This is a genomic window from Chryseobacterium sp. JK1, assembly GCF_050632815.1.
GTDB lineage: Bacteria > Bacteroidota > Bacteroidia > Flavobacteriales > Weeksellaceae > Chryseobacterium.
Map to the genome: position 1 here is coordinate 2,384,433 of NZ_JBODRU010000001.1, position 24,189 is coordinate 2,408,621.

General features: G+C 37.8%; 13 protein-coding genes and 1 pseudogene. 9 read left to right on the top strand and 5 right to left on the bottom strand.

Translation table 11 applies throughout. The annotated features are described in order from the left end of the window. Positions 1 to 45: 45 nt before the first annotated feature. From ACQ76T_RS10910 to ACQ76T_RS10920, 3 genes are all read right to left on the bottom strand, one after another. Complete coding sequence (locus tag ACQ76T_RS10910; RefSeq protein ID WP_431343319.1) at positions 46 to 7,227, bottom strand: fibronectin type III domain-containing protein; 7,182 nt, start codon at positions 7,225 to 7,227, stop codon at positions 46 to 48. A 19-nt stretch (positions 7,228 to 7,246) separates the two neighbouring features. Further along, entirely contained in the window at positions 7,247 to 8,422 is a 1,176-nt protein-coding gene (locus ACQ76T_RS10915; protein ID WP_431343320.1) for a hypothetical protein, read from the bottom strand. Between the two features lie 696 nt (positions 8,423 to 9,118). After that, a complete protein-coding gene (locus ACQ76T_RS10920) occupies positions 9,119 to 9,976 on the bottom strand; it encodes a LysR family transcriptional regulator (protein ID WP_431343321.1) in 858 nt (285 codons plus the stop codon). A 98-nt stretch (positions 9,977 to 10,074) separates the two neighbouring features. Here ACQ76T_RS10920 and ACQ76T_RS10925 point away from each other — a divergent pair, with 98 nt between their 5' ends. Together ACQ76T_RS10925 and ACQ76T_RS10930 are read left to right on the top strand one after the other, a co-directional pair. Further along, the gene (locus ACQ76T_RS10925) at positions 10,075 to 11,046 is read left to right on the top strand and encodes an alpha/beta fold hydrolase (protein ID WP_431343322.1); all 972 of its coding nucleotides are present in this window, start codon (positions 10,075 to 10,077) and stop codon (positions 11,044 to 11,046) included. A gap of 355 nt (positions 11,047 to 11,401) precedes the next feature. Next, the gene (locus tag ACQ76T_RS10930; protein ID WP_431343323.1) at positions 11,402 to 11,887 is read left to right on the top strand and encodes a hypothetical protein; all 486 of its coding nucleotides are present in this window, start codon (positions 11,402 to 11,404) and stop codon (positions 11,885 to 11,887) included. Positions 11,888 to 12,012: 125 nt separating this feature from the next. Here the strand turns inward: ACQ76T_RS10930 and ACQ76T_RS10935 are convergent, their stop codons facing one another. Beyond that, positions 12,013 to 13,521, bottom strand: coding sequence for an adenosine kinase (locus ACQ76T_RS10935; RefSeq protein ID WP_431343324.1), 1,509 nt, complete (start codon positions 13,519 to 13,521; stop codon positions 12,013 to 12,015). A gap of 419 nt (positions 13,522 to 13,940) precedes the next feature. Between ACQ76T_RS10935 and ACQ76T_RS10940 the strand changes: the two genes are divergently transcribed. From ACQ76T_RS10940 to ACQ76T_RS10960, 5 genes and pseudogenes are all read left to right on the top strand, one after another. Then, a complete protein-coding gene (locus ACQ76T_RS10940; RefSeq protein WP_431343325.1) occupies positions 13,941 to 14,093 on the top strand; it encodes a hypothetical protein in 153 nt (50 codons plus the stop codon). Between the two features lie 199 nt (positions 14,094 to 14,292). After that, complete coding sequence (locus ACQ76T_RS10945; RefSeq protein WP_431343326.1) at positions 14,293 to 17,247, top strand: SusC/RagA family TonB-linked outer membrane protein; 2,955 nt, start codon at positions 14,293 to 14,295, stop codon at positions 17,245 to 17,247. A 9-nt stretch (positions 17,248 to 17,256) separates the two neighbouring features. Next, positions 17,257 to 18,720, top strand: a complete 1,464-nt coding sequence (locus ACQ76T_RS10950) for a RagB/SusD family nutrient uptake outer membrane protein (RefSeq protein ID WP_431343327.1) — start codon at positions 17,257 to 17,259, stop codon at positions 18,718 to 18,720. A gap of 253 nt (positions 18,721 to 18,973) precedes the next feature. Then, positions 18,974 to 19,864 (top strand): annotated as a pseudogene (bla, locus tag ACQ76T_RS10955) (class A beta-lactamase). Positions 19,865 to 19,867: 3 nt separating this feature from the next. Then, positions 19,868 to 20,905, top strand: coding sequence for a serine hydrolase domain-containing protein (locus ACQ76T_RS10960; RefSeq protein WP_431343328.1), 1,038 nt, complete (start codon positions 19,868 to 19,870; stop codon positions 20,903 to 20,905). 78 nt (positions 20,906 to 20,983) lie between these two features. On the opposite strand, the gene ACQ76T_RS10965 is transcribed toward ACQ76T_RS10960, so the two are convergent. Further along, positions 20,984 to 22,096: an acyltransferase family protein gene (locus ACQ76T_RS10965; RefSeq protein WP_431343329.1), complete on the bottom strand. Its 1,113-nt coding sequence runs from the start codon at positions 22,094 to 22,096 to the stop codon at positions 20,984 to 20,986. Between the two features lie 183 nt (positions 22,097 to 22,279). Here ACQ76T_RS10965 and ACQ76T_RS10970 point away from each other — a divergent pair, with 183 nt between their 5' ends. Together ACQ76T_RS10970 and ACQ76T_RS10975 are read left to right on the top strand one after the other, a co-directional pair. Further along, positions 22,280 to 23,344, top strand: a complete 1,065-nt coding sequence (locus tag ACQ76T_RS10970; protein WP_431343330.1) for a sensor histidine kinase — start codon at positions 22,280 to 22,282, stop codon at positions 23,342 to 23,344. After that, positions 23,337 to 24,032: a LytR/AlgR family response regulator transcription factor gene (locus tag ACQ76T_RS10975; RefSeq protein WP_431343331.1), complete on the top strand. Its 696-nt coding sequence runs from the start codon at positions 23,337 to 23,339 to the stop codon at positions 24,030 to 24,032. Before ACQ76T_RS10970 ends, ACQ76T_RS10975 begins: the two co-directional genes overlap by 8 nt. Positions 24,033 to 24,189: the final 157 nt, after the last annotated feature.

Below are 24,189 nucleotides of genomic sequence, written 5' to 3' on the forward strand. Positions count from 1 at the left end.
GCTTAGGTCTCACTAGATTTTCCTTATGAATTAACCTTTCAAAGATTATTGCTTAATTACTTTTACAGTTTTCACAAAGTTGTTGGCTGCATTCACTTTTATCAGATAAACTCCTGATGGGAAAGCAGAAACATCGATCATTCCTTTAGTAGCGTTGATCTCTTTCGTAAGAACCTGCTGGCCTGCCATATTGAAAACAGTTAACAGAAGAATCTTTTGATCAAACGAAACCGTAAGAATGTCACGTACAGGATTTGGGAAAACTTTCAGTTGATCTCTCTTTACTGAAACATCCTCAACCTGTAAGTTAGCACTTGTAGGACAACCAACAGGGGTGAAAATTTTTCTTGATATAAGCGTTCCATCACCTACCTGACCTGAATTATTAGGACCCAATGCTGCTAAAAACCCATTATTATTTATAACAAGTCTGTTATACATATTGGCAGCGATGCTTTTGGTATCAGTAGCGGTTCCTATTTGTACCGGAGCATTTCTGCTGGTTGAGGTTCCGTCTCCCAATTGTCCATTACTATTCAGACCCCATGCCCAAAGAGTTCCGTCTGTTCTTATTCCCACAGAAGAATGAAGATAATCAGCATTTACACTCTTCCAGTTGGTTGCGGTACCAATTTGTGTAGGAATAATTTTATCGCTTTGGGTTGCGTCTCCTAACTGACCATACTGGTTACCTCCCCATGCCCAAAGAGTTCCATCTGTTTTAACTCCTACCGAATGATAAAATCCTCCGACAGCAACTTTCCAGTTGGTTGCAGTTCCAATTTGTGTAGGAACAGATTTATTACCTAGTGTTCCATCTCCTAATTGACCAAAACTATTCCATCCCCAAGTCCAAAGTGTACCGTTGGTTTTTACAGCAATAGTATGTGATACTCCAGGAGCCATACTTTTCCAATCATTGGCAGTTCCGACTTGTGTTGGGGTAATTCTATCGATTACTGTTCCATCTCCTAATTGTCCGTAATTATTCAGACCCCACGCCCAAAGAGTTCCATTGGATTTTAAGGCTACTGTAAAATTATCACCATTGGCAATACTCACCCAGTCTGTTTCGGTTCCGATTTGGGTAGGACTCATTTTGTTGACCATCGTACCGTCTCCTAACTGACCATACTGGTTACCTCCCCATGCCCAAAGAGTTCCATCTGTTTTGACTGCCACTGTATGATACATCCCGTTCGATACTTTCAGCCAATTATTTGAAGCTCCTATTTGTACAGGGGCTTGTTTTAAGATTCCACTACCATCTCCAAGCTGTCCAAAGGAATTGCTTCCCCATGCCCATAATGTTCCATCTGTTTTGATTCCTGAAGAATGACTGTATCCTGAACTCACGCTTTCCCAACAGCCCGTTGTACCTGCAGGAAGTGTTGTAAAGGAACCTCCATATTCCCAATTGCTTTGACTGGTTCCACATTTAGAGGCAACCCACCAATAGTAAGTGGTATTTGGCAATAGATTGGCCAGGTTAGCTGTTGTAGAAACAGCGGCTCCATCTGCCCCTCCTAAAACCGGACTCATATTGTATAGATATACATATCCTCCGCTAGGAGCAGTTGTTGGTGCCACCCAGTTAAGAGTAGCGGCTGAAGAAGTGATCCCCGAAGTATACAACTGACTTGGAGAAAGACAGATTACACTACTACATGCAATGGAAACAAGCCCGTTCTTTTGAACAGTAGTACCATCTCCTAACTGACCTGCTTCATTAGCACCAGCTGCTTTCAGGAAGCCATCATTGTTTAATGCTAAAGTATAGTATCCTCCTCCAGAGATCAGGATAAAGTCGTTCGCATTTGATACAGAAAACGAGTTTGAGGTATTATTCGTTGTACTGTTTGCCAGCTGACCGAAATAATTGTACCCAGAAGCAATCATATTTCCGGCAGTTGTTATCGCTATTGTATGATGCCCTCCTGCATCAATACTCTGAATTCCATCATAAACAAAGGCTGGTGTTGATTTGTTTACATAAGTACCATCACCCAGTTGTCCCTGGCTATTATCTCCCCAGGTATAGAGAATTCCATTGGTCGTTTTTGCTACGGAATGCATAAAGCCAGCTGAAACATCTGCCCAAGTACTATTGGTTATAATTTGGGTAGGGATATTTTTATTAACCGTTGTACCATCACCTAACTGACCGTATTGGTTACTTCCCCATGTCCATAATGTTCCATTGGTTTTTACTGCAAGAGAGAAGTCAGTTCCTGCTGCTAAACTCTTCCAATTTGTTGCTGTACCTATTTGTACAGGTGCGTTCTTATTGGTATTGGTTCCATCACCCAGCTGCCCGGAAAGATTACTTCCCCATGCCCATAGTGTTCCGTTTACTTTGATAGCCAAGGCATGTGTCTTACCTGCTGCAATATCTAGCCAGTCGGAATTCATACCTATCTTCGTTGGAGTCAATACATTGGTACTCGCTCCGGTTCCTAACTGTCCTGCTGAGTTATATCCCCAAGACCAAATCGTACCGTCTGTTTTTAATCCAATTGAATACTGAGCACCTCCAACAATTTTTTTCCAGTTATTATCTGTACCAATCTGAACAGCAATATTTCTATTGGTAACTGTTCCATCACCTAATTGGCCATATTGGTTACTTCCCCATGCCCATAATGTTCCATCTGTTTTGATTCCTAATGAATGAGTTTCACCTGCATAAACAGTCTGCCAACAACCTGAAGGAGGAAGTGTTGTAAATGAACCTCCAGGTACCCAGCTGCTTTGGCTAGAGCCACAATTAGTCGCCACCCACCAATAATAGGTAGTATTAGGTACCAGATTGGTAATATCTGCTGATGTAGAAATTGTATTTCCATTAGGACTTCCCATCGTTGAAGAAGTACCATAAGCATATATATACCCTCCGGTAGGTGCTGGTGCTGAAGCGCCCCAGTTCAGCGTAGCTGTCGTAGAGTTTATATTGGACGTTGATAACTGACTTGGAGGATTACATGGAATACAAGTAATAGAAACCAATGTATTCCTCTGAATTGTTGTACCATCTCCTAATCTTCCTCCATCATTATTTCCAGATACTTTTAAGAAACGATCGGTATTTAAAACTAATGTATGCGTTGCTCCTGCGGAAACTACTGCATTATCAATATCGTTTCCTACAGCAACCCAAGTTGAGCTGTTAGTCGTTGTATTATTTCCCAACTGACCAAAATTATTGGCACCACAAGTATATAATTTTCCGTCTGTAGTAACTACAGCGGTATGATTTGCCCCTGCCGCTATACTTTTAGTAGAAGAATATGCAAAAATAGGAGTTGACTTATTGGTATTGGTACCATCACCAAGTTGACCTCTGTCATTTCTTCCCCAGGTATAAGCAGATCCTCCATTATTTCTTGCTACAGCGTGAGTGTATCCTGCTGAAACTTCTACCCAGCTTACAGATGTTCCTATCTGTGTAGGCAGGATTCGATCTGTTGTTGTACCGTCTCCTAACTGTCCATAATTGTTTAAACCCCATCCCCAAAGAGTACCTGAAGTTTTTATTGCCAAAGAAAAATTATCACCTCCGGTAATGTTTTTCCAATCGGTTGCGGTTCCTATTTTCGTAGGTACTGTTTTATTTAAAATGGTACCGTCGCCTAATTGTCCGTTTCCATTATTTCCCCAGCCCCAAAGGGTACCGTTTGTTTTGATGGCTAAAGTGTGATTATTCCCGCTGCCAATATCAGCCCAGTCTGTAGCGGTCCCAATTTGTACTGGTACATTTGTACTCGTAGTGTTTCCATTTCCTAATTGACCAAAAGAGTTGTATCCCCAAGCCCATAGTGTTCCATTGGTTTTCAATCCGATTGAATACTGAGCACCAGTTACCACTTTTTTCCAGTTGGTATCTGTACCAATTTTCGTTGGAACTTGTCTGTCGGTATTTGTTCCATCACCTAACTGCCCATCGCTATTCGTTCCCCAAGTCCAAAGGGTGCCGTCTGATTTTACTCCTGCGGAATGGTTACTTCCTCCAGAAACATTTTGCCAGCAGCCTGCAGGAGGTAATGTCGTAAAAGATCCTCCAGCTACCCAATCACTCTGCGTAGATCCGCAATGAGATGCTACCCACCAATAATAGGTAGTGCTTGGTAATAGATTGGTTGCTGTTGCTATTGTAGAACCGGCAGTATTGATCGTACTGCTGCTACTTGCTACATTTGATGAAGTACCATATTTGTACATATATCCTCCCGCAGGTGATGCTGCTGGTGCTACCCAGTTAAACGTAGCCGCGGTAGAACTAATATTGGTAGCTGATAACTGGCTTGGAACAGGACAGTCTGTAGGACAAGCTATCGCTGCTGGTATCTGTATATTAGCCTGATATCCAGTTGTACCATTACCCAATTGACCAAAATTGTTATATCCCCAAGTATGTAAAGTCCCATTATTGTTTATAGCCATCGAATGATAATCTCCTGCTGAGATACTGTACCAGCTGTAGGATACTCCAATACGTTTCGGTGCAGTTCTGTTAGCGTAAGTACCATCACCTAACTGAGCTTCATTATTTCTACCCCAAGCCCAAAGTGAACCATCGGTTTTAATAGCCAGTGAGTGGTCTGTATAAGTATCAATATCTCTCCAATTGGTTTCTGTACCAATTTGTGTAGGTACGTTTTTATTAGTGGTAGTTCCATCACCTAATTGACCGTAGGTATTAATTCCCCAAGACCAAAGGGTGCCATCTGTTCTTACTGCTAAGGTGTGCCCTAGAGCAGCTTTTATCTTTTTCCAGTTAGTAGCCACTCCGATTTGTGTTGGTACCAGAACATTGGTAGTATTTCCATTACCTAACTGACCATCTGCATTATACCCCCATGTCCAAAGAGTGCCATCCGTTTTTAAAGCGACTACGTTTTCTCCTACAGTAGACACAGCCTCCCAGTCAGCTGCAGTACCTATTTGTGTCATACTTGATTTACTAACCAAAGTACCATCTCCCAAAGCCCCATTACCGTTACGTCCGCAAGCCCAAAGGGTACCGTTTGTTTTAATAGCCAATGTGGTTTCATATCCCACTGTTACACTTTTCCAATCGGTAGCCGTACCCACTTGCTTAGGTACAAAAATGGCTGAATTATTACCATATCCCAATTGTCCGGAATTATTGAAACCCCATGTCCATAGAGTACCATCTTTTCTTAAACCGGCAGCATGTTGTCCACCTGAGACTACATTCTTCCAATTCGTGGCAGTACCAATTCTTTTTGGCATATTATAATTCACATTGTTACCTTCTCCCAAGTTTGAGCCATACCCCCAGCCCCAAAGGGTACCATCTGGCTTCACAGCAAAACTACGTGAACCACCGGCCTCTATTTCATTAAAACAGCCTGAGAAAGGAAGTGTTGTAAAACTTCCTCCCGGCACCCATATAATATTGGTTCCACATCTAGAACCTATCCACCAATAATAAGTAGTTGAAGGTAATAAATTCGTTATGTTTACTGTTGTAGAAACTGTATTACCATTTGAGCTACCCATTGTTGAAGAAGTACCATAAGCATATAAATACCCGTTACTAGGCGCGGATGCAGCAGGGAACCAATTAAGATCAGCATCCGTAGCAGTCACGTTAGCAGTATACAATTGGCTTGGAGGAGTACAGTTTGAAGTACAGACAACAGGAGTTAGGGTATATCTGTAAGTAGTAGTACCATCCCCTAATTGCCCCGCCTGGTTAGTTCCGCTTACCTTCAGAAAAGCATCGTTATCCAGTACTAAGCTAAAGTCAGAAACCATAGAGTTACCAATTAATTTATAATTAGTAGCATTTCCTACAGTGATCCAGTTTTTCTTATCTACACCAGTACCATCACCCAACTGTCCACTATCATTAGCACCGGAAGCAATTAAATTTCCGGTTGTTGTTATAGCCAGAGTATGACTTACTAATGCACTAACACTTTGAACTCCATTACGTACGAGATTCGGTGTCGTTCGGTCAGTATTGGTATTATCACCAAGCTGCCCTTTATGATTTCGTCCCCAAGTGTAAAGCTGCCCATTGGTATTTAATGCTGCAGCATGAGAATATCCTGCTGAAATGCTAGCCCAGTTTGTGCTTGTTCCAATTTGTATAGGATTAAGTACTATTGTTGTGTTACCGCTATTCAGCATTCCAAAACTATTAACTCCCCAGCCCCAAAGGGTACCATCTGTTTTTATTGCAAAAGATAAACTTTCTCCTAATGATATGCTCTTCCAATTGGTTAATGTTCCGATTTGTGTAGGTACGGTTTTGTCTGTATAAGTTCCATCACCCAGTAAAGTACCATAGCCCCAGCCCCAAAGGCTGCCATTGGCTTTTATACCCATTGTATGTCTAGTTCCAGCAGAGATATCTACCCAGTCGGTAGCCGTTCCGATTTGTGTAGGAACGTTTCTGTTAATTGTAGTTCCGTCTCCTAGCTGGCCTATACTGTTACCTCCCCAGGCCCATAATGTTCCATCTGTTTTTATAGCTACCGAATAGTCTATCCCAGCAGCTACTTTTTTCCAGTTATTGGCCGTACCTATCTGTACGGAAACATTTCTTTGAATAGTCGTCCCATCTCCCAATCTACCATAACCATTTGAGCCCCAAGCCCAAAGAGTACCATCTGTTTTTATTCCTAAAGAATGGGTAGAGCCCGAAGAAAGACTCTGCCAGCACCCTGCAGGGCCAGGAGCCTGTACATCAATAACATTTTTAAAAGCAGGTCCCCACGTACCATTGCTATCTTTAACACGAATATTAAAAACGTGCAATCCAACGGATGGTAAAGCAATTCCTGTCTTTACCAATTGCTCATAAGAGCTGTCAAAATTACCGTCAGCGGCCAGAACTGCTGTTCCGTTTCCTGCTCCCGGATCTGTATCCCAGAAATATTCAGCCTGTGTAAGCGATAGAAAAGGCAGCTGATTTTGCTGAACATCAATAACGTTCGTAAAAACCGGCCCCCAGGTTCCATTACTGTCTTTGACACGGATGCTTAATTTATGTAAACCATTGCCAGGTGCCGAAACTCCTGTTTTGGTCAATTGTTCAAAAGCACTGTTGAAACTTCCGTCGGTAGCCAAAACAGCAGTTCCATTTCCTGCTCCCGGGTCAGTGTCCCAAAAATACTCGGCCTGGCTTACGTACGTTTGTGCCCAGCACAACGTGACCATAAACAAAGCGATTATACTATAAATATATTTATTCATCTTATTGTATGATTAAGAATTATTTAGAGAAACCCGATCCAATGACGTTCAAAGTACCATTATTGATGGTTCTCGGAGTTACCAGATAGTTGATCTGAGGTTTGGCTCCACTGTCTGCAGGCCAGTAATTCGCCCAGCTGTTGGAACCTCCATAATGTCCGGCATCATTTCTGGTTAAATCTAAATCTGTATACATTACATCAGGATTTCCTGCGTTTACATTCATCCCTGTTACGGTGTATGCTGTGTTATCAAAATTCATATTCACTGATCCGGAGTTGTTATTTTGGATAATTGTTCCTTCGGTTACAAACGGATTGGTAAATACATTGTAGTTTGCCGTTACGGTTGCGATATTATTGTTTTTAATACAGACATTCGTGGCTCCTACCACAAAAGAAGCTGCATTATTCATCATGGAAATATTTCCGGTGTTTCCGGTACTTAAGTTGATAAAAAATGGAGCGATATCTCCCCCATTCGGATCGTAGATGGTGTTATTAATGATCTCGTTATTACCTCCTGTTTTAATAGCATAAACAAATACTCCACGGCAAAAATTATTATAAAGTTTAAAATTATAATTGGATTGTGAATGAGTTATCCCGAAACTTGCTGCATTCCCATACACTTCTACATCCGAGGGAGCGAGACTGGTATCCGCAGTGGTAGAGTTGACAGAAATCGACTGTGCTTTATTTGCCGTAACTCTTCCGTGAGAAAAATTAATTTCCCCGGATACTACAGAACCAGAAATATTGGTAGTAGTGTTGGCCTGGTTGGTAATAACCTTATTTAAATAACAATTGTAAAGGTTTATCGTAGTTCTTCCCCCTGTTGTAGGCCCACTGGCCACTACGTTATAAATAGTAAAATTTCCTGAGCTCAGATTACTGATCGTTACTACCCTTCCGGCAGCCGGATTGATGGTAACTGTTCCCTGAATAAAATATTTATTATAACTGGTTTCAGAAACAAAAGTTAAAGATTTGTTGATGGTAATATTTTCTACATAAGCAGTCCCGTTCGTTTTGGGCTGAATAATAATCCGGTCTCCATCGGACGCTGCGGTAATCGCTGCACTTACTGTAGAATAAGCTCCACCTGCTCCGGCATTTCTCACATAAAGATCGGCTGCAAAAGCCATCGTGTTGAATAAACCTGTTAAGACAATGATAAGTAATTTTTTTGTCATAATAGTGTAAAAATTAAATGGTTTTAATACTGAGTATACTTTGATTTTTTGAGTTACTGTGCTTCAATTCAATAGTATCCGAGCTCCATCAAAAATGATCAGAATATGGAAATTCTGTTCAAAATCGATTGAGTTCGTGCAAAACAAGAGATATCATCAATGAATAAACATTGATGTTAAAAGTATTTTCATGAATCCTATAGTGTTGTAGCATGGTAACTGAGACAACAGCATATTTTCGTCTATATTGCTAAAGTATATTTTCTATATTCTTAATAAAGAGCCGAATACTTATCATTTCATTATTAGATATGTCTTCGCCTGATGACAGAAAATAATTCTAGAAGCCCTATTCGTTAATACGATATGGGGTTTTCAATAATTCTGAAAAGTTTACTATTGTAGATTAATTGTTGGAAACAATTAGTTTTGTTGAATGGACAAAGTGTTTTTTTTTCTCATGGTTGAATTAGTTTTCAATGTTAGTTTTTGGTTTTTAGTTTTTTGGTGAAAACAATATTATCATCAATAATGATTTTATATTGCAGAATGCAAAAGTATGTCTTTCTGATGGATTCATCAAATTGTTCATCAAAAAATAATATTATATTTATTTCTGATTCATCTGTTTTGTTTGCAATAAATCAGTCTGATACAGGTTTAAAAACCATTTGGGAACAATTATGAAATCAGCAATTACAGATACATATTAATAAAAGATTGTAAAGCTCTCGACCTTGGCCCGTCTTTTCTAAATACAAGTACGGTATTCATGGTTCCTAACTGCCTGTTGAGTCTGTAATTTTTAATTTTTCTTCCTGTATAATGTTCTTCGAGAATCTCTTCCGGCAACATACTGATTCCCCATCCTGCTTCAACAAAATTGATAATCCCTTCAATAGAATTCACCACCGTACTTTTGTAATTGAGAATGCCTTTATGACTCAGCCAGGATTCTAATCTTTCTCTAAAAATACAGCCTTCGTCAAAAACGACAATCTTTAATGGCTCTTTTTCAAGCAATGTCTGAAGCTGTGGTCCCTTTGATGATGTTAAAATAACAAGCTGCTCTTCTTTAATAGAGATCTTTTCAAGTCCATTGATGTTAATAGGAGCAGAAACAAAGGCTGCATCCAGACTATAATTTAAGACATCAAGTATAAGTGAGTTTCTGGTATCTGATTTAAATTCCAGTTCAACATCCGGGTATTTCTCTTCAAAAACACGATATATTTCCGGAGCTTTTAAAGCCATAGTTGTTTCTATACATCCAATTTTAAGAGAACCTCTGATATGTTCTGTACTTTGAATTGTACGTTTTGCTTCCTCCATCAAATGCTGGATCTGTTTACAGTATTCCATAAGAATCATGCCTTCAGCAGTAAGCTCTACTTTGCGGGAGGTACGTGAAAAAAGTTTTGTATTAAACTCTTCTTCAAGACTTTTTATCCGTGCAGTAACGTTGGACTGAACGGTAAACGTGACGGTAGCTGCTTTTGTAAAACTTCCCGTATCTGCAACGGCTTCAAAAATTTTCAAATCGTTTAGATTCATTTTCATTAATCATTAAAAGTGATTACAATGATTACAATTAATCGTTTTTAATAATCAAATATCCGTATTAATTTTGACATCACAAAAAATAAATAAAAATGATAATCAGACAAATCATTACCATGCTGTCAATTGGTTTACTATCCAACCAAATGATGCATGCACAACTTAATCAAAAATTAACTTTAAATCCTCATGTTATGGAAAACCAGACCATTCACTATCGCAACACAAAAGTAGAAGGGCTCAATGTATTTTATAGAGAAGCAGGTCCTAGTGATGCTCCTACCCTGCTTCTCCTGCATGGATATCCGACTTCGTCTCATATGTTCAGAAATCTCATTCCCTTATTAAGTAAAAAATACCATGTCATAGCTCCGGATCTTCCTGGTTTTGGCTATTCGGATGCACCTGACCACCAACAGTTTTCTTATACATTTGATCACCTCACCAATGTCGTTCAGGGTTTTATTGATCAGTTGGAAATAAAACGTTTCGCGGTCTATATATTTGATTACGGCGCACCAGTAGGATTACGTCTCGCTATGAATAATCCTGAAAAGATTACCGGCATTATCTCTCAAAATGGGAATGCCTATAAAGAAGGACTTAGCAATGAATGGGATCCTATACAAAAATATTGGAACGACACTTCAGAAGCAAACAGACTGGCATTAAAAGGTTTTGTTTCTAAGGAAGCTACAACTTTTCAGTATTATCATGGAGTTTCTGATCCTTCTTTAATTGCTCCCGAAACCTATACTCTTGATCAAAAATTTCTAGACAGACCCGGTAATATTGAAATACAGCTGGACCTGGTAAAAGACTACAGAACGAATGTAGCGCTATATCCTCAATTTCATACATATTTTAGAAAATATCAGCCCAAATTACTACTCGTATGGGGAAACAAAGATCCCTATTTTCTTCCTGAAGGAGCCAAAGCTTATCTGAAAGATCTTCCAAACGCCAAACTTAAGTTCTACGATACCGGTCATTTCGCACTGGAAACGCATGCCACAGAAATAGGAGCTGAAATATTTGAATTTATGGGAACCCTACCCAAGTAATTCTCATAAAAAACAAATGAATGTTTAATGTTGAAAGTAATGATCATATCTGGATAAAGAATCAACTTTATCAGGCAAAGTTATACTTTCCATGTATCATAGAATCCGGGCCACTATCAAAGATATTGGTCCGGATTCTAAATTCTAAATATATGATTATCATCACTCTACAAAATATTTTTTCTTTGAATCTTTCATTGCTGCAATTTTTATCCGTTCGATCCTTTTTTTTCGGTCATCATGATTCATTACCTGCAAAGGCCCTATATAATCATTGCTAAAAGATGAAATTACACAATAGCTTTCTGATCTGACCATTTTTAGTTATTTTTACCTCATAATATGTAAATAATATATGAAAAAAATCGTATTTGCAGGAATAATTACCCTAGGAGGATTTTTAACAGCAAAAGCACAGTGTACCACTATAACCAAACTTACAGAAAATTTTGATAGCTGGAAGGAGATTAATAAATGCTGGACTGCTCAGGCAGGGAAAGCAATGCTTTATGCAGGTGACAAAAAAATCATATTTTACTCGATGAATGATCCAAGAGAAAATATGTATTTGGTAACTCCAAAAGTGAAAGCGGGGAACTATACATTAACTCTTGATGCTTCAGACAACGGAGGAGAAACTACATTGGAGCTTTTCTCAGTAGATAACGCATCTGATACTAAATCTTATGCTTCTATTGCTAAAGCTTCGAAGATAACAGGTGCTAAAAAAACATATAACATATCTCTTAAAAAAGATACCCATCTAGGTTTCAAGGTTTTGTTGAATGGAGTTCATCAGGCCGTGTATCTGGATAACTTGTCTTTACAGCCTAAAAAATAATTCGTTTATCCTGAACCAGTTTAAACAGAATTATCAATAAATATAAAAGAGCATCATTAGTTTTAATGACGCTCTTTTTATATGATAAGGAAGTTAAAAACCTGTTCTAAAGGTAAAAATCTGAATTATTTTAATGTAGAATTCGTTTGTTGAACAAAATCATTCCATTCTTTATTCAGATGTATCAGAGCTTTTTTCTTTTCAGTTTCGCTTAGAGAAGAATAATTAACAGAGTTGAAAACAAGCTTCTTCAATGCTTTCACATCCAATTCCCAATATACAAAAGCCACCCAGAAATCATAGCTAAGGCCTTCGTATCCATATACTGATGGATCATCACTATTGATAGAACACTGTATTCCGTTGCTTAACAGAACTCTTGCAGGATGATTTCTCAAATCACTCACATATCCCAGAACCTGATTACTGATGGGGCTTACTTCCGCCAATTTGTTCTGCTTCCTGATCAGTTCCATTGTTTTTGGAAAGTAGATTAAATTCAGCCCGTGGCCAATTCTTTGGTTGTTTAATAATCCTATATCCAGAATATTTTTATTAAAAACAGAAGTACTTTCTCCGGCATGAAGAAAAAGAGGCATTCCTACTCCGTACTTTTTCGTCAGCTCATTTAAAGTTCCCCAGTTTTTCTGAAATGAATTGATTCTATTCCCTGCAGCCTCATCCGCAACAAGATCAAAACCTGAAATAACATCCGGAAACTCTTTCTTCAATTCAAAAGCTGTTATAAGCTGTTCTTCTATTTTTGGGGAATCTAAAAATTTAAAACTGGAATAAATCAGCTTCATCGTAAACTCCGGATATGACTGATGCATTTCTTTAACAACATCCTGCAAATCTGTAACAGAAGTTTTTAAAGGATATTTGCCATGCTGAAAATCATAAAGCTCTTCAAAAATAAATCGGATTTCCACGTTTTGCACCTTGTCTTTTGCCAGGTCCTGAAAACCTTTCAGGTAATATTGTTTAAAGAACGGACGGTAGGACAGCAAAAGGCTTATGCGTTTAAAACGTTTTTCAAATTCAATCCAATAATCCGAATAATCACAAAGCTGATCGCGTTTGAGAATCAGAAGTTCCTGCAGTTCTTTTTCAAATTCAGGATGGGAAGATAATTTGTCTTTCAGATTTACGAATCCTTTTGGAACTTCTCTCTCTTTGAAAAAGCCCAATTGTCCGAAAATAAAGTCCTTGTTATCCTCCTGATCATAAACATAACATTCTTTATATCCTTTCGCTGTAGAAATAACCCACTTTACATCGGTTATCCCTCCGCTATGAGTGTGAAGCAGACTTCCTTTGGGCATTGCCTGTATAACCTCAAATAACTTACTGCTTTCGATGAGTGATTTTAATTGGGTAAAAGAGTGATTATATAAAGGGATTTTCTGTTTTTCAGTTTCAGCAAGAAATTGCTTTCTTATCTGCTGTAATTTGTTATCCAATGTTTTTTCAGCATCAGACAGCTTAAGATCAGCATCAAAAGCAACGGCTTCATTTTCCTTTTCTGCCTGCAGCCAATTTTGCTGGTAGGTAGATTTTTCAACAGTTTTATTTTGAGCCCAAAACCAGGGAGATCCCAAAAGTAAAACATAAGTAAGGTATTTTTTCATCATATATGGGTTGTATTTGTATCAGCGATTAAGCATAATCGCTGTAAGAGTAGTTCACAGAAGCAAAAAATGTGCAAAAGAAAACTATTTCAAAAATAGATTATTTTTTTCGTGTAAAAGAACTTCGAATGATACAATCATTTTGCGCGGCAAAGTAATGAAAAAGTCTACAAAAACAATAGACTTTTAATGTTAATTTTTATTTATTGTTAAAATGATCATTAAAAAAATATTTCAAATATTTAATTTTAAAACAATAAACAACTGATTAATAAATAATTACACCATAAAACTTATCTTAAAATCAAATACCCTACTAAATTAGTAGACTTATATGATTTATCTCATATGTTATATTAATAGCGTTTTGTGAATTATTAAATACTTTTGACACAGTTAAAAAAAACATAAAATTTATTCTCATGAATAAGAACTACTTTGATTCTTACCTATGCATCATCATGGCTCCGGTATCTGCTCAGAAAGAAATTTCCGCAGACTGCGACCTTTCACTACACCACTCTATTTCTCAAAATATGTGTTTTGATATGATGTGCAGCATGATGATGTTCTAACCTTCGAAAGAAAGACATCCATTGCTGTAGGAATTAAAGCCAATAAGCTTACAACTTGTTGAATCCGGGAGAGTCTCCTGTACAATTTTAAACATTCCATCTTACGATAACCTCCCCGAAAAAGGAGGCAGAGATTTGCTATTCCTGTGCAGAAAGATCAGCAGTAATCCACCTTTAATTTTAAACCTAGATTAATATAATGAAAAAGAAACAATGCAAACTTGGTGTATTGGCCCTACTGCTATTTGCGGAATATGGGTTTGCACAGAGTAAAGACAGTCTTTCCAACGAAACCTCCATCAAAGAAGTGGTGGTGGTAGCTTTCGGAAAGCAGAAAAAAGAAGAAATAACAGGTTCTGTACAATCTTTAAAAGCCAAAGATCTGTCCAGCCTTCAAAACGGAAATGTACTGCAGGGAATTGGCGGTAAAGTAGCGGGAGTACAGGTAATCTCATCGGGTCAGCCGGGTTCACAGCCCACGATCAGAATGAGAGGAATTGGTTCCATTAATGCGTCCAGCGATCCGCTGATTGTATTGGATGGCATCCCTTACAGCGGAAACCTCAACAGTATTGCAGCGTCAGATATTGAAAGTATATCTTTCTTGGAAGATGCTTCCTCCAATGCTCTATATGGTTCCAGAGGAGCTAACGGAGTCATCATTGTGAATACTAAACGAGGTAAGAATAAAGGGTTAAGCATTGATGCTGATATCAGAACCGGAGTTAACTTCAGATCTATAGAAGATTATTCGGTTTATACGTCTCCACAAGATTATTATACCGCTTATTACAACAGAGCCAGAATTGGAGAAATAGCGCGACTAAAACAACCGGGGGCCGTTCCTTCAGGAGCCAGTCCTCATGATGTAGGTCTTACCGCTTTGAATAAACTGGGATATGATGCTTACAATGTTCCTTTCAGTAAGTTGATTGGAAAAGACGGTACTTTCAACAAGGACGCGCAATTATTGTATCAGGACGACTGGAAAAAATTGCTTTTCAGACCGGCTTTGAGACGGGAAGCCACCGTTGGGATCAATGCTAATAGTGATCAGGTAAAATCTTACACTTCCTTAAATTATCTGGATGATAAAGGGTATCTCATCTCTTCAGGATTTGAACGGTTTGGAATCAGGTCCAATGTAGACTACTCTATTACTTCAAAATTAAAATTAACAAGTGCCCTGTCCTATACTTACAGCAAGCAGGACTTCGGAGAAACAGGTGGCTTTTCCAATCCTTTTCAGTTTGCGAGAAATATAGCACCTTTCTATCCTGTGTTCTTAAGAGATAACAATTACCAAAGGCTTTACGATATTCATGGAGACGCATTATACGATTATGGAGACGGGCAAGGTCCTAACGGAAGCACAAGATCCTATGCCGTTTTTGAAAATCCTGTAGGAAATCTTCAGAAAAATAAATCTCAGACGGTTAATAACATCACCAATATCAATCTCGGATTAAATTATGAGATCATCAAAGGGCTGGATTTTACCTATAATTTTGGAGCGTATCTTGAAAATGTAAAAAATCTTCAATTTGGAAATACAGAGGGAGGAACATCCTCATCGGTAGGAGGTACAATATCGCAAGGTTCTACATTCAGATATACTTTGAATCACCAGCAATTGCTTACCTATCAGAAGAAACTGAACAAACATAATTTCAATATTCTTGTAGGACATGAACTCAATAAAATAAAGAATGAAGGCTTTTCCGGTTCAAAACAACAGCTTTTGCTGCCGAACTCAGCCTCTTTTGACAATGCTGTAAAAATAACAGAATTGTCAGGAAACGGTTATACCTATGCTGTGGAAGGCTACTTCTCAAGATTGCTTTATAATTATGACGGAAAATACTTTTTCAACGCCAATATAAGAAGAGATGGTTCTTCTGTTTTTTCTCCGGAAAGCAGATGGGGAAATTTTTATGGATTGGGACTGGCATGGAATGTTGCAAAAGAAAATTTTCTGAAGGATAACACAGTCATCAATTCTCTGAAATTAAAAGCTTCTTATGGGCAGCAAGGAAATGACAATATCCTTTTGGATGGGTCCAACAGAGATTACTATGCGTATCAGGACATCTACGGTATCAATAATTTCGGAGATGGAAAACCCGTTTTATCACTGAAAAAACAGGGAAATAAAGATCTTAAATGGGAAACCTCCAAAAATCTGAATGCAGGGTTTGAACTTTCTATTTTAAAGAACAGAATAACGCTGAATGCCGATTATTTTGAACGAAAAGTATCGGATATGATCTATGCTCTGCCATTACCTCCATCCAATGCCGGTTCCTACGTGAAATACGGAAATATAGGTGATATGACCAACCGCGGAGTACAGGCTAGTATTAACGTAGATATTTTCCGTACAGAAGATTTCCAGTGGAATGTGTACGCCAATGCTACTCATTATAAAAATACCATTACAAAATTACCCGCCGAACAAAGAAATACAGGACTTGTAACAGGACTATTTATTCTGACTGAAGGAGGAGACCGATACACTTACTATCTTAAAGAGTTTGCCGGTGTGAATCCTGAAAATGGGGATGCTTTATGGTATCGCACCACCATAAATCCTACAACCCAAAAGGAAGAGAAAACCATTACCAACAACTATAAGGAAGCGACAGATTATAATACCGGAAAATCCGCCATTCCAAAAGTATATGGAGGATTTGGAACTGACGTAACTTTTAAACGTTTTAACCTAGCTGTGAATTTCGCCTACCAGTTTGGTGGATATGGGTATGATGATATCTACAGAAGTCTGTTCCATTCAGATACCTACGGTTCCAATTATTCTACTGATCTGAGCAAAACCTGGACTCCGGAAAATCCGAATGCAGAACTGCCACGAGTAGATCTTACTTCCACCAATCAGAATGGAAATTCTACACTGTATCTTATAAAATCAGACTATATAAGCCTTCAGGATGTGAGTTTATCTTATCAACTGCCGGATGCATTTGCCAGACAAGCAGGGCTATCCGGATTAAAATTATATGTTACAGGAAACAACCTTTACTTATGGTCCAAAAGAAAAGGATACGACCCGAGAGCGTCTTTAACAGGAGTATCTGATCCTTACAGATATTCTCTGCTATCCAGCGTTTCTCTAGGTTTTAAACTAACATTTTAAAAGAAAACAATGAAAAAAATAAAATACTTTATAGCACTCGCCGGTATTAGCCTCCTAGCCCAAAGCTGTGCCAATGATCTGAATACTTTGCCGGAAGGAAATATATCCGGAGAACAGCTGAATGAAGACCAGTCTAAGCCAGAAAAAATTCTGGGTGGAATTTACCTTGATCTAAGAAGCAACGGAGCCGGAGGAACAACAGTACACTCTGATTTCGGGATTATGGGAATAAAGGCTGGAGCAGACCTGATGTCCAACGATGTTATACAATCTACCAATCAGCACCTGGGAATGTTTTATAACTATGAAGCGACCAATGCCAGTAACATTGCCTCAGAGATTGTATGGACTACTTTCTATGCAAGAATATTTGTGATCAATAAACTGCTTGACGATCTCAAAAATGACACAAGCACTAAAAACAGAGCGATCAAGGGGCAATTACTTGCTTTAAGAGCTTATTCGTACTTCCATCTGATCCGCTTTTATGCAAATGATTATAAAAATCATCAGTCAGATCCGGGTCTTCCATTGGTGCTTACGAGCAGTAATCCCAATCAGGGACTTCCAAGATCAACAGTAGCTGAAGTCTATGCTCAAATCACAAAGGATATTGAAGAATCTATAACTCTCCTTGACAGTTTTGCACGCCCGTCAAGAGCTCAGATTGATCAGCGAACGGCAAAAGCAATTGCAGCAGAGGTGTTTTTACAAACAGGAGATTATACAAAAGCAGGAAAATATGCTCAGGAAAGTAAACAGGGTATCGCTCTGATGACGGAAAATGATTACACAACAACCGGGTTTTCGAATATCAATAATCCTGAGGTCATCTGGGGATTCCATAATACGACTGCCACAATGACGATCGGAAATTATTATGCCTCATTCTTTTCTATGTTTGATAATACCAATGAAGGATATGCAGGTGCCGCTCAAATCCGTAAGCTGATAGATAAACGTCTTTATGAAGCCATTCCGGATACGGATTACCGTAAAAAAGTTTTCAATGGCAGCCAGAATGCTCAGTATACCTTCAACAGTAAAACAAAAAACTACCCAGCCTATGTAAGCTGGAAGTTTAAAGATCCAACGCTTTTTGAAGGAGACTATATCTATATCCGAGCTTCTTCACTGTATTATGTAGAAGCGGAGGCTCTTGCAAGACAGGGACGAGAAGCAGAAGCAAGACAGGTTCTGTTTGATATTACTTCTAAAAGGAATGCGGCTTATACCCTATCTACAAAATCTGGCAATGATCTGCTCAATGAGATTATCCTTCAGAAAAGAATAGAACTTTGGGGTGAAGGCTACGCCTGGTTTGATATGAAGAGATTAAATGTCCCGTTGGAAAGAGTGTATACAGGAACCAATCATACTTTTGGAAGGTTTAACCTGACGCCGGATAAATTCAAATTTCAGATCCCGAATAAAGAAATTAACAACAACCCGCAAATTAAACAAAATGAATAGATAAGTAAACACATTGCTGTAAAGCACAACAATTTTAATATATTCTGAAGATCGAGGCTGGCTCAAAATGAGCCAGCCTCGATTCTTTTATTAGAAGTAAGTTAATAGCATGGTGTTTTCAACCTTTACAGATTGAAAACGTGTTATAAAAACAGATCTCTGTCTTTTCAATAATTTTATACCTATCCGTTAAAAAAATATATCTTAAAAACTTATATTTGAAAACAATAAACGCACACCCACCAGACTCAAAATGAAAAATAATTTTATTTTCACACTATTTGCCTTATTATTAAGCTCACCTTTTTTCTCTCAAACCAAAAATCCAAAAGAACTAAGAGAAACAATAAACACTATCATTTCAACTAAGAAAGCAAATGTAGGAGTATCCATTGTTGACCTTTCCAAAAAAACCGCAGTACAGATAAATGGAGATCAACCTTATCCCATGCTGAGTACTGTAAAATTTCCCATTGCGTTAACTATTCTTCGCAAAATAGAAAAGGGGGAACTGTCTATGCAACAGAAATTATTCATTAAAAAGGAAGAACTTTTAGACAATACCTGGAGCCCTTTCAAAGAAAAATATCCCGACGGAAATATAGAGATCACTCTTGAAGATGCCATGAAGTGGATGGTTTCGCACAATGATAATAATTTAACAGATATTCTTCTGAGACTGATTGGCGGTACAGAACCTGTTCAAAAAATGCTTCAAAGTAAGAACTTCATTATTCAAAATAACTAAGAAGATATGCATAAAGACTGGGAAGCTCAGTTTATCAATACCATAACGCCCAACGAAGCCATCAGACAGCTTCAGAGCTTTTATACTGGTAAAATCCTGAACAAAGAACATACGCAATGGCTTTATACCGCAATGCTCAATAATGTTTCAGGAGCCAAAAGGTTAAAAGGCAAGCTTCCCCATACCGTAAAGATAGCCCATAGAACGGGAACATCTTTTACTAATAAAGCAGGAATGACAGGAGCCATCAATGATTTCGGAATCATTGAACTTCCCGGTAAAAAGAGAATATATATTGCTGTTTTTGTTCATGACACTTTCGAAAAATTTGAAAATGCGGAAGGAATTATCGCAGATATTGCCAAAGCCACATATGATTACTACAACAAAGAATAAACAATGATTTCTAAAAAAACATTTCTAACCTGCACACTTTCTGCTTTTCTATCTTTTACTGTAAACGCCCAGAAAACAAATAATTATACTCATGCTATAGACAGCATTATGGCTGCAACTTCCCCGCTTACATTCAATGGTGTTGTTTTGGTTTCTAAAAAAGGAAAAATACAATACCTGAAGGCAAAAGGATATAAAGATTTTGAAAAAAAGATCCTTTTGAAAACAGACGATCAGTTTGAAATAATGTCCAATTCTAAACAAATAACCGCGGTTTTGGTATTACAGGCTGCAGAACAGGGAAAGCTGGATCTTCATATTCCGATCAAAAAATATCTTCCCTCTCTTACACAGCCGTGGGCAGATTCTGTAACCATCCATCATCTTCTGAACCATACGCATGGTATTACGGATATCGAAAAACCAACACTTTTCAAAGTTGGATCACAGTTTAAGTATGGAAATCTGTCTTATGCACTTTTAGGAGATATTCTTAAAAGTGCAACCGGAAGAAGTTTTACAGAACTGGCTGAGGTACTTTTCAAAAAACTGAAGATGAACCGTACTTTTGTTTACAATCCTCAAAACAACCAGTCACTGGTATCGGGTTTCGAAAGTGAAAATAATCAGTTTGAAAAGGTAAAAGAATCTTTTATTACCGATAAAACAGTACCTTCTGCGGGGATTGTTTCAACGGTTGAAGATCTTGCAAAATGGGATCAGGCACTTTTTAAAGGAAATCTTCTTTCGCCACAGTTTAAGAAACAGATGCTCTTCCCTTCCACAACGTCTCAGCATAATGTTTTCGGGAAAGAAAGTATGGGGTTTGGGTATAATGTAAGAATCATTAAAGAAGCAGGACTTACCTATTATGGAGTAACCGGTCTTGGAGATGGTTTTACCTGTCTGAATGTTTACTTCCCTTCTACAGATACCTCATTGATTATTCTTGAAAACCAAATGCCTAAAAACAGGGTGAACTGGAGTTTTCAGGAAGCAGCCATTAAAAATGTAGTATTGAAAAATATGACTTCAAAATAATGTCTGGTAATTTCATTATAAAAAGTAAGTGGTCTCAAAAGTCAAAAAATCGATTCTTGAGACAACTTTATTTATTTATTATTTTCTTTTTAAAACTTTCGCCTTAAGAACTGAAAAAGGGTTTTCTATTAAAAACCGGTATAATAGTCCTCCCAAAATACAGGCCATTAAACATATAATAAGACAGATATTATCTGACGTCTCGCCATCAAAATAATGGATTAGAGTCTGTACCATATGAATAATTCCTTTATGAGAAAGATAAACGGCATAGGATAAAGCGGCCAGCTGCGCCGTAAGATAAGATCTAGACCGATACAGAAATGATGATGATGAAACAGCGGAAATCACGATCACACCATAGCTTACTGCAACCGCTGTAAAGCCTAAAATAGAAGCTATTTCCGAAACCTGATCGCTACAAAGCCAAAACGAAATTCCCAACATAATCATTCCCAAAAGAAAAAGTTTATTCCCATTGTGATGTACTACACGCTTAAACGGTGCTGAATATTGCATGAGATAACCCGCAAGAACTCCAATCCCCAATCCATCGAGTCTGGTATGAGTAGGATAATAAATCTTCATATACCACAAAAGCCAAAAATCCGAAGACTCTTTATTTGTAGGAATAATATATTCATTCCACATCACAACTCTGGAAATAATGGAAAAAAGAACGACGCAAACAATCAGAACCACCAGATACTTCAACAACTTGATCCGGGCCAGAACAATAAGGATTACCGGAAGAACCAAATAAAACTGTTCTTCAATACATAAAGACCACGCGTGAGAAAAAGTACCTCTTTTAATAACATCCAATCCATAATTCTGCGTAAAAGTCATAAACTTCCATAAGGGAGATAAAGCTTCTCTTTCTCTGAAAAAAGGGAATATAAAATACAGAAAAAGGGTAAAAAAGTAAGCCGGAATTATCCTGAAAAAGCGCTTGTTATAAAATACTTTTAAATGAATTTGTCCCTTTTCTTCAAGCTCTTGAAACAACTGCCCCGAAATCAGAAACCCACTTAATACAAAAAACAGGTCTACTCCTGTCCACCCAAATTTACCAATAGTATCAATCCATTCCGGATGACTGAAGGCGCGGTAATGATACATGAGTACCAACACAATGGCAACGGCTCTCAGATGATCCAGCCCATACAGCCTTTTTGAAGATTCTGTCATTATTTTTTCTACAAATATTGACAAATGATAGAATATCTTTCCGCCACAATATTTGGACAACCGAAATCTGAATGTTAAATGCAATATTTGCTGCCTGAAATGTGAAATGTGTTATTTAGACTTATTTGAATGCTTTTCACATGAGTTTCACGTGTTATCCCTTATATTTTTATATTTTTGATCATGACGAAAAACGGAAAGAACAATCCTATCAACCCAAGCTTTTACTTTCAGCTATTGTTCTGGCCTGCTCTGTTTTTATTTGGAATAGGGAGAATCTATGGCGAATATAGCGAAGGGCCGCTAAAAGAACTGGTGATTTATAATTTCTGTCACTGGATTTTTCAGATCATGGGAGCCAATTTTATCTACTATATTCTGATTCGTCATTTTTCTGACCGAAAAAGATATTTTGAATTTTCATTATATCTTATAGCCAGCCTTTATATCATTTCTGTGATCAACAGAATTTTTATTGTTTATATGGCCGAACCTTTTTTTGTAACAGAAGATCAAGACAGCTTTTTCAGTATTTTTACGGACATTAAGTACCTTCTCCTTCATTATACTTTTCCTGTTATCAGCGGTGCTTTTATATTCATTTCCATCATGTTTATCATACGTTATAAAGATGAAAAAGAAAATAGTGTCCGATTACAAAAGGAGAAAACCGAGCTTGAACTACAATCTCTAAAGGCTCAGCTTCATCCCCACTTTTTGTTTAATACCCTGAATAATATCTATTCTCTTTCTATCAGCAATTCCAATCAAACGTCCCAATCCATCAGCCAGCTTTCAGACATTCTGGATTATATTCTCTATAAAGGTCAGAAAAAATGGGTTTCTGTTACCGATGAGCTTTCCATTATCAATGATTATATTGCATTGGAAAGCCTTCGCTATCATTCTGAAAGATTAAAAGTAAATAAGACAGTTACTATCAATTCTGCCAATACGATTCCACCACTTCTCTATCTTACTTTGGTTGAAAATGCCTTTAAACACGGGGCTGGAAAAACTTCAGAACCTACAGAAATAACCATTCAGGTGGAAACTGATGAAAAATATTCTGTTTTTAGAATAGAAAATACAGTCTCTCCCAATCAGACAGTTAATGAAAAAGCCATTGGCCTTCAAAATATACAGAAACAGCTTCAGCATCATTATCCTGGAAACTTCACATGTAACATTTCACAGGAAAATCTTATTTTTAAAGTAGAACTCATTACTCCTTCACAACATGATTAACTGTATCATCGTAGACGACGAACCTTTGGCAGCTTCATTGCTGGAAAACCATATCTCTAAGATTGATGGTCTGTATCTTTCCGCGAAAGCAACAAATGCACTGGAAGCTTACAAGATGATTCAAAGCCAGCCGGTAGATCTTATGTTTCTCGATATTCAGATGCCTCATCTGAACGGGATCGATTTTCTGAAATCTATTCCCAACAAACCCAAAACCATTTTTACAACCGCATACCGGGATTTTGCCCTGGAAGGTTTTGAACTGGAAGCAGTAGACTATCTTTTGAAACCCATTACTTTTGAACGCTTTTTCAAGGCTGTAGAACGTCTTCTGAGAACTACTGCCCATGCGAAAGAAGATTTTATCATCATTAAAACAGAGGGTACGAACAGAAAGCTCCTTCTTTCCGAAATCATCTATTTTGAAAGTCAGGGGAATGATGTAAAAATAGTACTGAATACCGCAGAAAATATAATCTCAAAGCACAAAATTTCAGATCTCGAAAAGATCCTGAGCAATAAAGGATTCACCCGAATTCACAGATCATTCATTATCAACACTGAATTCGTCACTGCTTTCGGCAACCATGAAGTGATTCTTGGAAAATACGAGATCCCTGTAGGAAGAAGTTATAAGCAGGAATACAATTCATTTACGTCCATTATTCTAAAAAATAAACTGCTGTAACACTTTTTGTAAACACGTTACCCTCCTTAAGAATAGAATTCTCATTCTTCCGCCTTTATTTTAACATTTATTTAAAATAAATTTTAATTCAAAACAAAGTGAAAATATTTTAAGCCTGTTTTTCAGAACATTATCTATCATTTTTTTTCATTTTTTT

What these genes read in the sequence shown, in the direction of transcription:
- ACQ76T_RS10910 (WP_431343319.1), bottom strand. Translation starts at nt 7,227, where the DNA reads ATGAATAAATATATTTATAGTATAATCGCTTTGTTTATGGTCACGTTG.
- ACQ76T_RS10915 (WP_431343320.1), bottom strand. Translation starts at nt 8,422, where the DNA reads ATGACAAAAAAATTACTTATCATTGTCTTAACAGGTTTATTCAACACG.
- ACQ76T_RS10920 (WP_431343321.1), bottom strand. Translation starts at nt 9,976, where the DNA reads ATGAATCTAAACGATTTGAAAATTTTTGAAGCCGTTGCAGATACGGGA.
- ACQ76T_RS10925 (WP_431343322.1), top strand. Translation starts at nt 10,075, where the DNA reads ATGATAATCAGACAAATCATTACCATGCTGTCAATTGGTTTACTATCC.
- ACQ76T_RS10930 (WP_431343323.1), top strand. Translation starts at nt 11,402, where the DNA reads ATGAAAAAAATCGTATTTGCAGGAATAATTACCCTAGGAGGATTTTTA.
- ACQ76T_RS10935 (WP_431343324.1), bottom strand. Translation starts at nt 13,521, where the DNA reads ATGATGAAAAAATACCTTACTTATGTTTTACTTTTGGGATCTCCCTGG.
- ACQ76T_RS10940 (WP_431343325.1), top strand. Translation starts at nt 13,941, where the DNA reads ATGAATAAGAACTACTTTGATTCTTACCTATGCATCATCATGGCTCCG.
- ACQ76T_RS10945 (WP_431343326.1), top strand. Translation starts at nt 14,293, where the DNA reads ATGAAAAAGAAACAATGCAAACTTGGTGTATTGGCCCTACTGCTATTT.
- ACQ76T_RS10950 (WP_431343327.1), top strand. Translation starts at nt 17,257, where the DNA reads ATGAAAAAAATAAAATACTTTATAGCACTCGCCGGTATTAGCCTCCTA.
- ACQ76T_RS10960 (WP_431343328.1), top strand. Translation starts at nt 19,868, where the DNA reads ATGATTTCTAAAAAAACATTTCTAACCTGCACACTTTCTGCTTTTCTA.
- ACQ76T_RS10965 (WP_431343329.1), bottom strand. Translation starts at nt 22,096, where the DNA reads ATGACAGAATCTTCAAAAAGGCTGTATGGGCTGGATCATCTGAGAGCC.
- ACQ76T_RS10970 (WP_431343330.1), top strand. Translation starts at nt 22,280, where the DNA reads ATGACGAAAAACGGAAAGAACAATCCTATCAACCCAAGCTTTTACTTT.
- ACQ76T_RS10975 (WP_431343331.1), top strand. Translation starts at nt 23,337, where the DNA reads ATGATTAACTGTATCATCGTAGACGACGAACCTTTGGCAGCTTCATTG.